13 protein-coding genes are annotated in these 15,149 nt (G+C 62.2%); all 13 read right to left on the minus strand.

Annotated elements, in window-relative coordinates; translation table 11 throughout:
* Nucleotides 1-30 precede the first annotated feature (30 nt).
* A complete protein-coding gene (gene mdcH, locus HU722_RS27680) occupies nt 31-930 on the minus strand; it encodes a malonate decarboxylase subunit epsilon (RefSeq protein WP_065871925.1) in 900 nt (299 codons plus the stop codon).
* Nucleotides 927-1,523 (minus strand): malonate decarboxylase holo-ACP synthase, encoded by a 597-nt coding sequence (locus HU722_RS27685; RefSeq protein ID WP_186752965.1) that lies wholly within the window; start codon nt 1,521-1,523, stop codon nt 927-929. Before HU722_RS27685 ends, mdcH begins: the two co-directional genes overlap by 4 nt.
* The gene (mdcE, locus tag HU722_RS27690; RefSeq protein ID WP_065871927.1) at nt 1,517-2,287 is read right to left on the minus strand and encodes a biotin-independent malonate decarboxylase subunit gamma; all 771 of its coding nucleotides are present in this window, start codon (nt 2,285-2,287) and stop codon (nt 1,517-1,519) included. The genes HU722_RS27685 and mdcE overlap by 7 nt, the downstream gene beginning before the upstream one ends.
* Nucleotides 2,284-3,126 carry a biotin-independent malonate decarboxylase subunit beta gene (locus HU722_RS27695; RefSeq protein ID WP_065871928.1) on the minus strand — a complete coding sequence of 281 codons (843 nt, stop codon included), beginning with the start codon at nt 3,124-3,126 and terminating at the stop codon, nt 2,284-2,286. Before HU722_RS27695 ends, mdcE begins: the two co-directional genes overlap by 4 nt.
* On the minus strand, nt 3,119-3,418 hold the full coding sequence (locus HU722_RS27700) for a malonate decarboxylase subunit delta (protein WP_065871929.1): 300 nt from the start codon (nt 3,416-3,418) through the stop codon (nt 3,119-3,121). Before HU722_RS27700 ends, HU722_RS27695 begins: the two co-directional genes overlap by 8 nt.
* Entirely contained in the window at nt 3,418-4,251 is an 834-nt protein-coding gene (locus HU722_RS27705; protein ID WP_065871930.1) for a triphosphoribosyl-dephospho-CoA synthase, read from the minus strand. The genes HU722_RS27700 and HU722_RS27705 overlap by 1 nt, the downstream gene beginning before the upstream one ends.
* Entirely contained in the window at nt 4,252-5,922 is a 1,671-nt protein-coding gene (gene mdcA, locus HU722_RS27710; protein ID WP_065871931.1) for a malonate decarboxylase subunit alpha, read from the minus strand.
* A 119-nt stretch (nt 5,923-6,041) separates the two neighbouring features.
* On the minus strand, nt 6,042-6,764 hold the full coding sequence (locus HU722_RS27715; RefSeq protein ID WP_065891356.1) for a hypothetical protein: 723 nt from the start codon (nt 6,762-6,764) through the stop codon (nt 6,042-6,044).
* 332 nt (nt 6,765-7,096) lie between these two features.
* Nucleotides 7,097-7,351 carry a DUF6124 family protein gene (locus HU722_RS27720; protein ID WP_065871933.1) on the minus strand — a complete coding sequence of 85 codons (255 nt, stop codon included), beginning with the start codon at nt 7,349-7,351 and terminating at the stop codon, nt 7,097-7,099.
* A 329-nt stretch (nt 7,352-7,680) separates the two neighbouring features.
* A complete protein-coding gene (locus HU722_RS27725) occupies nt 7,681-8,073 on the minus strand; it encodes a hypothetical protein (RefSeq protein ID WP_371913952.1) in 393 nt (130 codons plus the stop codon).
* A 4-nt stretch (nt 8,074-8,077) separates the two neighbouring features.
* Entirely contained in the window at nt 8,078-8,461 is a 384-nt protein-coding gene (locus tag HU722_RS27730; RefSeq protein ID WP_065891354.1) for a polymorphic toxin type 44 domain-containing protein, read from the minus strand.
* Between the two features lie 390 nt (nt 8,462-8,851).
* Nucleotides 8,852-9,307: a chemotaxis protein CheW gene (locus tag HU722_RS27735; protein ID WP_065891353.1), complete on the minus strand. Its 456-nt coding sequence runs from the start codon at nt 9,305-9,307 to the stop codon at nt 8,852-8,854.
* Nucleotides 9,300-15,119 carry an Hpt domain-containing protein gene (locus HU722_RS27740; RefSeq protein ID WP_186752964.1) on the minus strand — a complete coding sequence of 1,940 codons (5,820 nt, stop codon included), beginning with the start codon at nt 15,117-15,119 and terminating at the stop codon, nt 9,300-9,302. The genes HU722_RS27735 and HU722_RS27740 overlap by 8 nt, the downstream gene beginning before the upstream one ends.
* Nucleotides 15,120-15,149 lie beyond the last annotated feature (30 nt).

Here is a 15,149-nt window from a genome sequence, read left to right on the forward strand (position 1 = left end):
TTTTGTGCTTCGACAGCCTTGGGTGGTGCTTTATCGGTGGCGGCGTTCCTCCTCTTGCAGCAGGGCCTGCAAGGTATCCAGGCGGGCGCCTTCATAGGCGATCACCGTGCCTTGTTCAAACACGCGGCGCGACAGGCCGGTGAGTACGGCGCCGGGGGGTAGTTCGATTTGCAGGCGCACGCCGCGCTCATAGGCGCTTTGCACGGTGCCGCGCCAGTCGACGACGCGGCACATATTGAGGGCCAGGTCGTCGCGTAGCTGTTCCGGGTTGTGAATAGGCCGCGCGCGCGTGCTGCTCAGGTAGGTAATGCGCGGCGCCTTGAGCGTAACGAATGCCTCGGCCAGCTCCTGCGCCGGTTGCTCCAGCAGCGCGCAATGGGACGGCACGCTGACGGCCAGGCGTTTGGCGATGCCGTTGCCTTTGATGCGGCTGGCGACCTGCCTCATGGCGGCGTCGCTCCCGGCGATCACGGTTTGGTTGTCGGCGTTGATATTGGCCAGGTACACCGGGGTTTCGGGGCTGTGGATATCAGCCAACAGATGTTCGACTGTGGATAACTCCGGGCCAATCAGGGCGGTCATTCCGTAGCCCTGTGGATAAGCGTTTTGCATCAGCTCACCGCGCAGGCTGACCAGTTTGATTGCGTCGTTGAAGTCCAGCGCGCCTGCGATCACCGCCGCCGGATAGGCACCGATGGACAGGCCCGCGACATAATCCGGCGTGTGTTGCAGCAGGCGCGCGTGGGCCACGCCAGCGATCAGCAGGCAAAGCTGAACAGCGCGGGTATTCACCAGGGCTTGCGCCGAATCCAATGCGCGAACGTCCTCACCCAAGGCATCGCTGGCTTGCTCCAACACAGCGGCCGGCAACGCCTGGAGCATGCCTGGGCGTTGGGCGCCCTGGCCGGGGAAGACGAGAAGGCTGCTCATGCCACGGCCTGCCATGGATCAAGCACGAGGTGCGCACCGCTGACGGTTTTGAGCAGCACACGGCGTGACCCGCTCGCCCATTCGCGCAAGGCGACTGCACCGAAAGGGGTTTGCAGTTGCAGGTCCACGGCGCACTCCGCCGTTTCAAGAATCACCAACAAATCTTCGGCATCACCTCGCGCCAATGGCTCGGGCGTGCGCACAATCAAATCCAGGTCGCTCTGGGCATGCAGCGCTTCGATACCCGTGGCCAGTTCGAAACCGGCGCTGCCAGTGACGCCCCAAGTTTCGTTCGCCAGCACCGTCTGCAGCGCCGCAAGTGCTCGCAGTGCGGGCAAGTTCCGTGGCGACGCCACGGCGCGCAAAGCTTCCGGTACTACGCACCGCTGCACCGCCGCGAAGGGCATTTCAGCAGCAAGCCGCTGCTCACGCAAACGCCCGCGCACACCCACTGCAACCAGGCCCGGCTCGACGATGGCGCGACGCACCACCACCGGGTGACCGGCACCAATCACCTCCACTGCCCAGGCCGGCGCATCAGCAGGCAGGTGCGCCGGGGTCATGCCCCAGAGCAGGTCGTGCGCGTTCACCATTGTTCCCGCAGCAGTTGGCGAACATGGCTGGACGCAGCGCGATTGGTTGCACCAAGGCGCCCGCTCAAATCACTGCCCCCGATATCCTTGATCGCACTCACCAGGCAATCGCTGACGCGCGCCACGTCTTCCGCCGTTGGCTGTTCGATCTGGCTGACCGACAAGGTCTCCCAAAGCAAACCGAGGCTGGCATAACTGTCGATGTCATAGGCCATCGGCGGCACGCTGGCGGCCAAGGCTTCCAGTTCTTCGACACTGCGCAGGGTCACCCGCGCCGCCGACGCCTTGCCCATGGCGTGCACCATCACACCGGGGTCGCGCAGGGCGATCAGGCGGTTGGCCTGGTACCCGTGGGCGAGGAATGCACCGGACATGGCTTTACCTACCAGCAGCGCAATCACCGGATGCCCGGCCAGTCGCGCGCGGGCGTAGCTGTCAGCGGCGGCGGCCAGCGCCTGGTGGATGCCGAGGGCTTCTTCGCGACGTCCGTAGGCTTGGCTCGGCACATCGACGATGGCGATCAGCGGGCGCTTGTCGCCTTTCTCGATGGCTTCATCCACCGCCTTAGCGAGCCCCCAACCTTCCAGCAACCCGACTTCACCACTGCGTGCGCGGGGGAAGCGATTGTGTTCGTCGGTGACCACGGCCAGAAAGCGCACGGCGTGTTCGCCCACTACGCCGTCGGCCACTTTCAGAGAATCCGGCAAACCCGAAACAGGCGTCGCGCCGACGCTCAATGCGTTGAACCACTGCAAACCTCTCATGAGCGTTCTCCTTGATACAGCTCGCGCACCGCCGCCGGGTCGATTTGCGGTGTGGTGTCCAATTCGGCCAGGCGCGCCAGGTAATATTCGGCCTGACGGCTGCGTTGCTGGGCGGGCAGGCCTTGTTCCAGCAGTGCGCTGACGGTCTGCTGAATCTGCGCCACATCGTCTGCCACATAACGGTCGGCCAGGCCGCTGTTGAAGCGCTGCTCACCGCCGGTAAGGCTCCAGATGAAAGGCCGGTCGCGGGAGTCATATTCTTCAAGCCCCGCTTCCTGTTCGATCACTTGCGGGCCATTCAGGCCCAGACGCGCTTCACGGGTGACCACGAGATAACTGCACAGCCCGGCCGCAATCGACATACCGCCAAAGCAACCGACACTGCCCGCCACCACGCCAACTACCGGCTGGTATTGGCGCAGGTCGACAATCGCCGCATGGATATCCGCAATCGCCGCCAGGCCCAGGTTGGCCTCCTGCAAGCGCACGCCACCGGTTTCCAGCAGCAGGACTGCGCGGGTCGGAATGCCCTTGCGATTGTCTTCAGCCGCCAGCTCCAGAGCGCCTGCGATTTTTGCACCGCCGACTTCACCCAGGCTGCCGCCCTGGAAATTGCCTTCGATCGCCGCGATCACCACCGGCAAGCCAGCGATGCAGCCCTTGGCGATCACCACGCCGTCATCGGCTTGCGGCACCACGCCTTGACGGCTGAGCCACGGCGACATAACGCGCTGGAACGGGTCGATCAATTCGCGATAGGAACCTGCATCCAGCAGCGCCTTGGCCCGCTGCCGCGCACCCAATTCAACAAAGCTGTGTTTAGCGAGCAAGTCAGTCATGACCAACCTCCTCGAAGCCTTGTTCCAGACGCAAACGCACCACGCCGGGGGTCGCGCCGAAATCGTGGATATCAATCTTCAACGCCGGTGGCGTCTGCTCCTGGAAGATGCGTTCGAACAGATGCTGCCAGCGTTGCTCGGCGCCCTTCACCGAAGTCTGCACCTGGATGGTCAGCGTGCCCGGCGTGCCTGGTTCCAGCAGCACTTCCAGGTCGCCCGAGCCGACACAACCCACCAGCGCGCGGCCTTTTGGCGGCTGCCCGGCGGGGAATTCAAAGGATAAGGTTTCCATCAAAACGCTCCGTCGAGACGATCGATAAACAGGCAGGCGGCCAACAGGTCAGCGGCGCCACCGGGGGAGGCATTCAGGGCCAGCAACTGGTTGTCCAGTTCGTGCAAGCTGCGACGCCCAGCGAGGCTTGCGCTGCCACCGGCGTCCAACACCGCTTGAGCGCCTTTTTGCATGGCATTCAACCCCTCGATACCCGCGCGGTAGAGCACGCAGGTGTCGGCCAGGTCAGTCATGATCGCGAGCAAGGCATCCAGGCGAGCGTTCTGTTCGCCGGTATTTTGCTGACGGCTTTTGCGCAGTTGCGGCAGGCCACGTTGCATCACGGAGGGGAAGCCGAGTTGCGCTTCCTCGCGGGCGCCGCGGGCGCCGTAGCGTTGGGCAACCTGGGCGCCGTGGCTCATGGGCTGGGGTGCGAAGCGGTCGTTGAGCAAGGCTAATCTGGCGGCGGTCAGCGTTATGGCGCGTGGTTCCAGAGCGGCGGCGGCGGTCAGCAAGCCGAGCGCCCAGATGGCACCACGATGGGTATTCACGTCGTTGGTGGTAGCGAGCATCGCCAACTCCCCTTCCCGGCCAATGCGCCCAAGGGCTTCGCGCAGGGGTAAACCGACCTCACCGAATTCGATAGCCGCCTCAGCCATCTCCTTGAACATCGGCCACAGCGACAGCGCCGAGGCGTGCATCAGGCCCAGGTGCAGATCGCTGTGGGCGCCGTTGCCACGCCGGTCCACCAACGCAGGTTTGGGTGACAGGTCCGCCTCGTCGATTAGCGCATCGACGGCCATATCCGCCAGGCGTTCAGCCAGGCTCAGTTCATGCAGTTTGAGGGCGCGCATTTACCAGCTCCTGAATTTGGCGGGCGGGTTGTACAGGCCACCGGACCACTCCACCAAGTCAGCCACGCTTTTGGCGGCCAACAGTTCGCGGGTGGCGTCGGTGCGACGGATGCCTAAGTCTTCGGGCAAGGCGATCAAGCCTTCGCGGCGCATGCGTGCGGTGTCCTTGGGGTTGTGGCGCATGCCAATGGCAGTCACCCCGGCAACGGCGGCGATCATCGCCTGGCGCTCCTCAAGGGAACGCGCCTTGTACAGGTAGGCAATGCCTTCTTCGGTGAGCAGGTGAGTCACGTCGTCACCGTAGATCATGATCGGCGCCAGCGGCATGCCGCTTTTGCGCGCCACTTCCACCGCGTCGAGGGTGTCGACGAAGGTCGGTTTACCGCCTTCCTGGAAGGTCTCGACCATTTGCACGACAAGCTTTTTGCCGCGTTCTAGCAAAGCTTCCGGGGCGTCGCCGTGGCGCATATCGAGCCAGGCTGGCGTGCCATGGCGACGGCCGCGCGGGTCGTGCCCCATGTTCGGCGCGCCACCAAAACCGGCGAGGCGGCCACGGGTCACGGTGGAAGAATGGCCGTCGCCGTCGACTTGCAGGGTGGCGCCGATAAACAGGTCCACCGCGTATTGGCCGGCCAGTTGGCAGAACATTCGGTTGGAGCGCATCGAGCCGTCGCGGCCGGTGAAGAAAATGTCTGGCCGTGCGGCGATGTAGTTCTCCATGCCCAGTTCAGTGCCGAAGCAATGCACGCTTTCCACCCAACCGCTTTCGATGGCGGGGATCAGGGTTGGGTGCGGGTTGAGGGTCCAGTTGCGGCAGATCTTGCCCTTGAGGCCGAGGGATTCGCCGTAGGTCGGCAGGATCAACTCGATGGCGGCGGTGTTGAAGCCGATACCATGGTTGAGCGACTGCACATTATGTTTTTCGTAGATGCCGCGGATCGCCATCATCGCCATCAGCACGTGGACTGGCTTGATGTGACGCGGGTCGCGGGTGAACAGCGGTTCGATGTAGAACGGCTTGTCGGCCACCACCACAAAATCCACCCAGCTCGCCGGGATGTCGACGCGGGGCAAGTCGGTGACGTCGTCGACCAACTGGTTGACCTGCACGATGACGATGCCATCGCTGAACGCGGCGGGCTCGATCAACGCCGGAGTGTCTTCGGTGCTGGCACCGGTGTAGATATTGCCGGCGCGGTCGGCCATGAAACCGGCGGAGAGCACCACGTTGGGGATCAGGTCCACCACCAGCCGTGCGTAGAGTTCGATATAGGTATGGATCGCACCGATTTCCAGCAGACCGTCTTCCAGCAACTGGCTGATGCGCAGGGATTGGGTGCCAGCAAAGGAGAAGTCGAGTTTGCGTGCGATACCTTTTTCAAACAGGTCCAAGTGCTCGGAACGGCCGACGCTGGGCATGATCATGTGCAAATCGTGGAGCTTGGCCGGGTCGGCCTTGGCCAGGGAGCGCGAGAGAAAATCCGCCTGCTTTTGGTTGTTGCCCTCCAGCACCACGCGGTCGCCGGGCAGGATCAGCGCCTCAAGCGCCTCGACGATCCTGTCGCTGGGCAACACCGCCCCGTCTGCGTATTTTTTGACCAGCCCGAGCCGCCGTTGCTTCTCGTCGCGCCGCCGCGTCCAGCGCGAGTCGGGGGTGATTGTTGTTGTCATGGTCGCTCCACGGAGGTTGCTGTCGTGGGGCTTACCTTAGGAGTGATCCGGAGGACCATCAATCAAGCTGGATGTTGGACTGTTACGTCTGGGTTAATGATAAGCCAATGAACGCGGGTTCAGGTTCTGCGCCACTCGACCCGGTGGAACCATAGGGTCCTGAACAATGCCAACGCCGCAAAAACGTGCAGCCCCAACACGGCTGCCCAACTCCAACTCCACAGGCCCGAGAGCGACTGCGCGTAAACCGGCAATAGCAGCAAGAGCAGCGCCACCATCGCACAGGCCCCCAGTTGCTCCCAGTTTTTCAAGCGACTAGGATGGGACCCTATCGCGTAACCCAGCAATGCGCCCAGGCACACAAGCAGCAGGCTCAGCAGGTCATGCTCGCCGACGGGAGGCCACCCCAGCAGATTGAGAGGCAGGCAGACCGCGAACAACGTGAACGAGCAGATCGCGGCATACACAAAGGCGTACTCAAGCGCATCCAGCAGACGATCACGGATAAACCCACGGGCCTGTTTGTCTTCATCCGGAGTCGGCCCCCGGGATATCGCAACCGCCAACAGACCTGACCCGAGACCACCCAGGGTCATGACCACTAAGTTGCTGACTACGCCCTTGATCGCCTTATCGTCATCGATCAGCTTGAGGCTTTCTAGATACATCAAAATAAACACCGCACCTGCGGAAGTGATTACGAACCCCCACAGCTTCCCACGATTGGACTGCACGTTCATGGTTACAGCCGCCGTGAGCACCAGCACCCCAAACCACATCAGCAACGCGCCAGTGAAACGGTTGAGGTCGTACATCCAGGCAAACCCATCCAAAAGCCACATTGCGTCGATCTTCTGTCGAAAAATTCCCCTCGCTATCGGCAGTGGAGCGGGGATCTTTACGATGGGGGAGCAAGTGTTCCGTGGCTCGTCGCAATTCCCAAGACGCCCTCCCCACACTTTGACCCAGTCAACCCCACTGATAGCTAGCCAACAGGTCCTCCGCATTTCCCGGCAAGGTGGTGCCGCCGTCAATCAAAAGTGGGAGCGGGCTTGCTCGCGAATGCGGTGGGTCAGTAATAGTTGCATGGACTGACACCCTGCCTTCGCGAGCAAGCCCGCTCCCACATTTGCCCGATGTTGTTTGTTAGATAGCAGTCCCATTAAGGGACCGATCAGTCCCTTTTTGGGACCACCTCCGGCGACGGGCTGACTTGCTCCAACGCCCTTTCGACCAACAATTGTCCGAACTCAGCCATTTGCTGAATCCCCAGCATGATTGCGCGCTGGGAAGCGTCCAGGTCGAAGGCCAGGTTGCAGGTGAGTGCGTTGAGGGAAGACAGGGTTTCGCTGGCATTGACCAGCAGGGTTTCGGTGGTTTGGGTAGGGTTTACGGTAAAGAGGGGCGGATTGGGGGTAGGTTTGACCATGATGAAGCTCCTAAACAGTAAGTAAGGAGCGCCACCGTTTCGCTTGCACGCGAATGAGGGTGGCGACCGTGCGCAGGTGTGCAAGACCGGGCCTGTTTAGGACACCCAGCAGGTCCAAAGACCTCCTGCGCGCAGCCGCCATAAAGCAACGAGCACAAAAAACGCCCGTTGGTTGGCTGGGCGTTTGCACGCCTAAACAGTTTCGTCGGACTTGCACGTCCGTGTCACCGCTTTTTGCGATGACGGGACGAAGACTAGGCGCGCTGACCGCACACGACAAGTTCATGCACTGCCCAAAATCTTGCAGGAAAAATCCGAAGCCAGCCGCTCTACAACTTCATGTCTATGCTCACAGCCCCCAAACCTTCAAGCGGATAGCTGCGGTACTCATAAACCTCACCACGAACAATGAGGTGGATGACGCCATCCTGCCGGATCACTTGAACATCCGGCGCGTTGGTTTTCAGAAAAGGATATTTCGAGACCAGCCCGGTAAGTATCTCCTGATCAGTATCCATGTCCTCATGAATGTAATACCTGTAGGAAAATCCGACCGTCGCACCACCCTGACCATCCCGAACCCCGTAGATCGACTTGCCGTTACTCAGAGAGTACTTGAGCACCACCTCATCCAACTCCGGCGCTCCAGGGCTCATCAGCCAACCAAAGCCCAAATAGCCCAGACACACCACCAACAGCCCATTGAGCAGACCTTGCACCATCCACTTAGTACCCTTGGGCCCTGGCATATTCGATACCCTCCTTTATCCAGTGCTGGTCACTATGATCGTCGCCATAAGGCGCATCACCCCACCAGTCTCCAAACTCTACCCGAGACGTACCCGCCGCTTTTTGCGCTGCTCCTGCCGCTCGTAACAACACACCCTCGGGAATACCCAACACCGTTCCGGTAACGCCATAGTTGAAGTTACCGAATGCCTCGTACTCACGGCTTTTCTGTTTATAGTCCCAAGGACCGCGCCCCCTGACCTGTGAGTAAAACCACGAATAGGTGAACGCCGAGCCCGGCTTAAGATGCATCCTACGGTTGTTGGCCAAGGCGATGTTGTCTTGCAGCGAAACGCCCGAAGGCATGGGAGGGACGGCCATTTGCGAATCCTTGCTGATGGGGTTGAGCGATAAAAACTAGCACTCAAAAATCAGTAAAAATACGGAGGTGAGACTTACAGAAATTTCAGACACGCTATCAGTCCGAGCCCTACATTGATGGCGCACGATAAGGAACGATCAAACAAAAGCGGCGGTAGGTTTTGGGGCCGCTTCGCGCCCCAGCGGGAGCAAGCTCCCTCGCCACAAAAGAGGTATGCAGGAAGCGGTTTGCGCGGATTGAGTGAATATCTGAGACGAGCGCAATCCAGTGTGGGAGCGGGCTTGCTCGCGAATGCGGACTGACAGTTGATACTTGTGTAGCTGACCCACCGTATTCGCGAGCAAGCCCGCTCCCACATTTTGATCTCCACAGGGTTTGAGGGTGGAGGCTCAGGCCAGGCCGGACTCTACCAATAGAGCTTCCAACCCCATCAGGTCCGGCACCTTCGCCACATGTTCCCCCACTTGCACCGCCGCCAACTCCAGCGGGCACAGCGGCACATCCACGTAGCTCAACTCGCTGTCGAGCTTGTAGGAGCGCGGAATCCCCTGGATCACCAGCGCAATAAACTTCAATGTCGGCCGGCCGCCCAAGGCATTCAACACCACAATCCGCGAGCGCTCGCCGGTCACGCTGGCCTCGCCGCACACCGCTTCAAAGCTGATCAATGGGATTTGCCGGTCCCGCCACGCCACTTGCCGCAAATACCACGGCGGCGCATCGCTGGCCGGTTCGCCGCGCTGGAAGTCGATCAACTCGGCGATGGCGACGTTGGGCAGCACCAGGTGGCGGTCGGCCAGGGGCAGGAGCAGGCCGGTGAGTTGGCTGGTGCGGTGGTCAAGCATGGGACTTGCTCCAGTAGGCGATGCTTTCCAGCAGCACCGACTCTTGATACGGCTTGCCGAGGTAGTCATTCACGCCGATGGCCATGGCGCGGTCGCGGTGTTTCTGGCCGGTGCGCGAGGTGATCATGATGATCGGCAGGCGCATCAGCCGCGGGTCATTGCGCACCTGGGTCGCCACTTCGAAGCCGTCCATGCGCGGCATTTCGATGTCGAGCAGCATCAGGTCCGGGGTGTGTTCTTCAAGCACAGCGAGCGCGTCGATGCCGTCTTTGGCAGTGAGCACGTTCATGCCGTTGCGCTCCAGCAGGCGACTGGTGACTTTGCGCACGGTAACCGAATCGTCCACCACCAACACCAGCAGCGGGCGCTTTTTCAGGGGGTCGTTGAGGATCAGCGGCACGTCAGCCGCTTGAGCCGGCAACGCGGGTTGACGGGCGCGGATAGGTGCCAGCAAGTCGATGATCAATACCACACGCCCATCGCCCAGAATCGTCGCGCCGGACAAGCCCTGTACACCTGCAAACTGCGGGCCGAGCCCCTTGACCACGATTTCCCGCGTGCCGGCCATGGCGTCCACATGGATGGCAACGCGCCGCTCATTGCACTGCACCAACAGCACCGGCACCGGCTGGTACTGGCCTAACAGTTTCGGGCGGCTGACGGTCTGCAACAAGTCGCCGAGATAGAACAACTCGTGGCGCTGGCCGGCGTACTCATAACACGGCGGATCCTGCTGATAGTGCCCGGCCAACTCATGCGGCAGCACGCGCACCAGGCCTTCGATGGTGTTGAGCGGGATCGCGTATTGATCGTCCGCACACTGCACCATCAGCGCGCGGTTGACCGACACGGTAAATGGCAGGCGAATGCGGAAATGCACACCCTCGCCCGGCGTCGAGTCAATGACCATCGAGCCCCCCAACTGACGCACTTCCTCATGCACCACGTCCATGCCCACGCCGCGCCCGGAAATCTGGGTGATCTTCTCCGCCGTGGAGAACCCAGGCTGCAGGATGAACTGCAACACGTCGCGGTCGCTGATCTCTTGATTGGGGTCGAGCAAGCCACGCTTGATCGCCTTGCGCCGCACCGCTTCCAGCGGCACACCGGCGCCGTCGTCACGCATATCGAAGACAATGTCGCCGCCTTCATGGGTCAGGTCCAGGGTGATGCGACCCTTTTCCGGCTTGCCGGCCAGCAGCCGCACATCGCGGGGTTCCAGGCCATGGTCGACGGCGTTGCGCAGCATGTGTTCCAGCGGCGCCGCCATGCGCTCCAGCACGTTGCGGTCCATCTCGCCCTCGGCGTTGCCGACGATGAACTCCACGTCTTTGCCCAACTCGCCCGCTACCTGGCGCACGATGCGCTTGAGGCGCGGCAGCATGCGTTCGAACGGCACCATGCGCGTGCGCATCAGGCCTTCTTGCAACTCGGTGTTGATGCGTGCCTGTTGCTGCAACAGGTCGTGCGCATCCTCGTTACGGCGCTCAAGGGTGTCCTTGAGGTCAAGCAGGTCGGAGACGGATTCGGACAGCGCGCGGGACAGCTGCTGCAACTGCGAATGGCGGTCCATTTCCAGCGGGTCGAACTCTTCGTAGCCCAGGCGTTCGGCCTCGGCCTGCTGGCGGCTGAGGATGCGGCCTTGGGTTTCGGTGTCGAGACGGCGCAGTTGATCGCGCATGCGTTCGATCGTGGTTTCCACTTCCGTCAGGGCAATGCGTGCGTCGTTGACTTGCTGCTCGATTCGGCCACGGAAGATCGAGGTTTCACCGGCCAGATTGACCAAGTCGTCGAGCAGCTCGGCGGAGATTTTCACCATGTCGGCCGCCGGGTCGACGACTGCTTCCGTCTTGCCGGCTGGCAACGCCACGGGCGTTACCGGCTCTACGTTTGGGTGCACCAGGCCTTTGATGCGTTCGATGAGTTTGTCCACCGAGCCTACAGGCAGGCCATCCGCCACAGCGTCGATCATCTGCGCCAGGCGGTCATGGCAACCTTGCAGCAACGCGAACAGCTCCGCAGAGGGCGCGAGCAAGCCGGCGGACAGGCCCTCGTAGAGAAATTCCAGCTCATGGGCCAAGTCGCCAATGGGCGCAATTTCGACCATGCGCGCGCCGCCCTTGAGGGTGTGCAAGTCGCGCAGCAAAGTTTCCACTTCCTGTCGATTACCGGGCTCGGCCTGCCAGCGCAGCAATGCGCTGCCTGAGCTGTCGAGAATGTCGGCGGCTTCTTCGAGGAAAATATCCAGTAATTCAGGATCAGCGCCCGACGCTTGAGGCGCCTCGGCCTGTGCGGAAGGTGTGCTGTTCTGGCGGAACTCACGCAACGGGGCGATCAGCTCATTGGCATCGCTCAGGGGCTGGTGCTGTTGCAGTTCTTCAAGCTGCAAGGCCAGCCGCTCATGACTGGCCATCAGCAACAGGGACAGCTCGGGGGAGTAGCTGTAGCGGCGGTCCACCAACCCTTCGTACAGGCACTCCAGCTCATGGGCCAAGTCACCCACCGGCCCGATTTCGGCCATGCGCGCACCGCCCTTGAGGGTGTGCAAATCGCGCTGCAACGACGACAACGGTGCGGCGCTGTCGGGCTCCAGCAACCAGCGTTTGAGCGACTGCCCGGCGCTGTCGAGGATGTCCACGGCTTCTTCGAGGAATATGTCGACAATCTCGTCGTCTATCGCCGTTTCATGCTCCAACTGCTGCGTGGCGGCGCCCAGCTCGGAAATGCTCAGCGTGCGGCTGCCGTCGCTTTTGATCAGGCCGGTGGCGGACGGATCGAGGGCTTCGTTCAGCAGACCGCGCAGGGCGTGGACCCGTGCCGGGGCCGGGCTGACTTCCTGGCCGGCGGCCAACTGGTCGAGCATGCTGATCAGCGCTTCATGGGCTTGCTCAGCTTCTTGGAAAAACCGCTCGCTGACGGCCAGGCTGCTCTCTTCCACGGCGCCATAGAGGTCGAGCAGGGCTTCGCAGAGTTCGTCGATGGCGTGCAGGTCGGCAACGTGCGCGCCCTCCCCCAACGTGGTCAATTCGTCCAGCAGCGCGGTGAGTTCCTGGCGCTCGCCGGGGTGCTCTTGCCAGCGGCGCAGCAGGCTTTCGGCGTCGAGCAGGATGTCCATGCCCTGGGCCAGAAAGTTGGCGATCAGTTGCGGGTCACGCTTGATGTGCAAGCCGGTACTCGGCGCGTCGAGCAGTGCTTCGAGCTGGTGATCCAGCAGGCGTTGGGTGCGGCTGATCAAGTCCTCTGCGCCTTTGATCGGCGCCAAGGGATCGCTGTCCAAATCACGCAGCCCGCGTTGGAACAGGTCTTCGGCTTCCAGCAACAACTCCACTTCGTCCAGGTCCAGCGGCAGGCGGTGAGCTTTATATTCGCGGGTCAGGTGGTCGAGGGGGCGCACCAGTTCGGCGATGGGCAACACGCCGGCCATGTAGGCGCTGCCCTTAAGAGTGTGCAAGGCGCGTTGCAGCTCATCGCTGACTTGCAGCGGCACATGCTCGGCAGCCTGTTGCAGGAAGTGGTTGAGGCTGTCCAGATGGCTTTGGGCTTCGTTGCGGAAGATCTCCAGCAACATCGGGTCGTGGGACTCTGCGACCGGCGCTTGCGTACCGCTGGCGAAGGCGTGGGCACGTGCAGCCAGGGCGTCGACTTCATCGCGCTGGTGTTGGTCGTCGGTGGCGAAGTCGGCGATCAGCTCCGGCAGCAAGGCCACCGCTTCATCCAGCACCTGTTGCACCTCGGGGCCCAGGACAACGCTGCGTTCCAGCACGCGGTTGAGCAAGTTTTCCACGGCCCAGGCCAGCTCCGCCAGGACCAGGGCGCGCACCATGCGGCCACTGCCTTTGAGGGTATGGAAAGCACGGCGCATTTCGCCCTGGGCGGTTTTGTCGGCGCTGTTGGGCAGGTAGCGGTGCAGCGCTTCGAGGACTTCGTCGGTTTCTTCAAGGAAGACTTCGAGCAGCTCGTCGTCGATGGGTTCTTCGTCGGCGGGTGGCGGCAACAGGCTGCCGGGGCGTTGCAAGGCCGGCGGGTTCAGGCGCGACGTTGGACTGGCCAGCGCATCGAACTGGGATTGGCTCGGCGTGATCTCGCCCGAGAGTGCGCCATCCGGTGCAGCCAAGGCTTGGCGCCAGGGTTTCTCGGCGGGCAGGTAACCCAGTGCGGCCAGGCCTTGGGTGGCCAGTTCCAGCACCCGTTCGCCGGCGGCGTCCGGATCCTGGAGCATGCGTTCGAGGTAGTACTCCAGGCTGCTGATCACGTCAGCAAAATGCGCAAGCTGCACCTCGGACGGCGGCGCATCGTTGCCCATCAATTGCTCGTCGACGTAATCGGTGCATCCGCGCATCAGGCTCGCCGCGCGGGGCAGAGGGATCATCGCAAGGGCGCCGCGCACCTGACTCAGCAGTTCCGGCAGGGACTCAAGGCGCTGGCGGTCCCAGTCGGCTTCGATGCAGTCGATCACCAGTTCCTTGGCTTGCTTGAGGCACTGGCAGGATTCGCGGATCACCAGTTGGTGGATCTGGGTCAGGTCGGTAGTCGGCAGGCGGCTTTCTTCGCGGCTTTCCGGCTCGACGGTACCGACCATGCCGGCCAGTGTGGCTTCGACATAGAGCAAGGCTCCAGCGACGTCCATCAACACGGCATCGTTGGGCTCGCGCTGACCTTGAGCCAGGCTCAGCACCACAGCAAGCTGGTCGATGATGACTTTGCGCGGTTGGCCGAAGCCCAGCACGGCCAAGGTGTCGGCGATCTGCCGCAGCGGCGCGAGCAGCGCATCCAAGTCATTGGTGTGCTGGCGGTCGCTGCGTACGAACAAGTCGAGGCGTTCTTTTACCCGTACCAACTCCTCACACAACGCGCCGAGTACCGAGCCCATCGCATTGCGATCCGGCCCGGCCAGGCGGGCGCGCTCGGCGTCGACCACCGCGCTGTCAGGCAAGGCCTCATCCAAACCGTAGCGTTCCTTGAGGCTTTGCATGCGCGGCGTCGGTCGGGTGACCTTGGCGACATAGAACAGCAAGCTTTTGAGCAACTCATCCGGCGCCGGCTGGTTGACCCCGCCGATCCCCTGGGCGAGCAGGCGCTTGAGCTGTTTGTCGCTGGCCTTGAGCAAGCTGCGCAGGGCCGGGCTGTTGGCGATCACACCGGTGAGCATCCCTTCGACCAAGGCCGAGGTGACTTGCCACAGTGGCAACAGCGGCGCGCCCTGGCACAACGCTTCAAGACGCGCGAACACTCGCGCCATGTCTTCCAGGTTGCTTGGGCCGTGGTCTTCGCGCAACAAACCCGCCAAGGCTTGTTGCAGCAGTTGGTGCCACCGGCGCAGTTGCTCTTTCAGGTCAGGCGCCGCGCGTTGCGCCAGCGTTTCGTCGGGCAGCGGCGCAATCGACAGCAGTTGCGGGCTGAACAGGCTGGTCTCCGACAGCAGGCTTTCGCCGCGTGCGCTGCGCAGGTCGTTGAGCAGCGGCAACACCACCAGCGGCAGGTCGCGTCGGGCGCTGTGCACACGCTCCAGATACAGCGGCAATTGGTTGAGGGCCTGTTGCAGCAGACGGATGCTTTCATCGTGCTGGCTGACGCGCCCGGCTTGCAGGGCCAGGGCGAGTTCTTCGATTTCCTCAGCCAGCAGCGCTGCGCCGTAGAACTCGACCATTAGCAGCGCGCCATGCACCTGGTGGATGCCGGCCAGGCACTCGCTTATTGCGTCGCCGTCAGTGGTTTCGACATACGCGTCCAGCGCCGAACGGGCCTGTTTCAGGGTTTCGGCAATGTCGCCCTTGACCCATTCGAGGGCCACGTAGTCGTGCCGATCAACCATAACTGCTCCGCTTAGAATTCGTGGGTTGCT

This window comes from Pseudomonas tritici, from assembly GCF_014268275.3.
GTDB lineage: Bacteria > Pseudomonadota > Gammaproteobacteria > Pseudomonadales > Pseudomonadaceae > Aquipseudomonas > Aquipseudomonas tritici.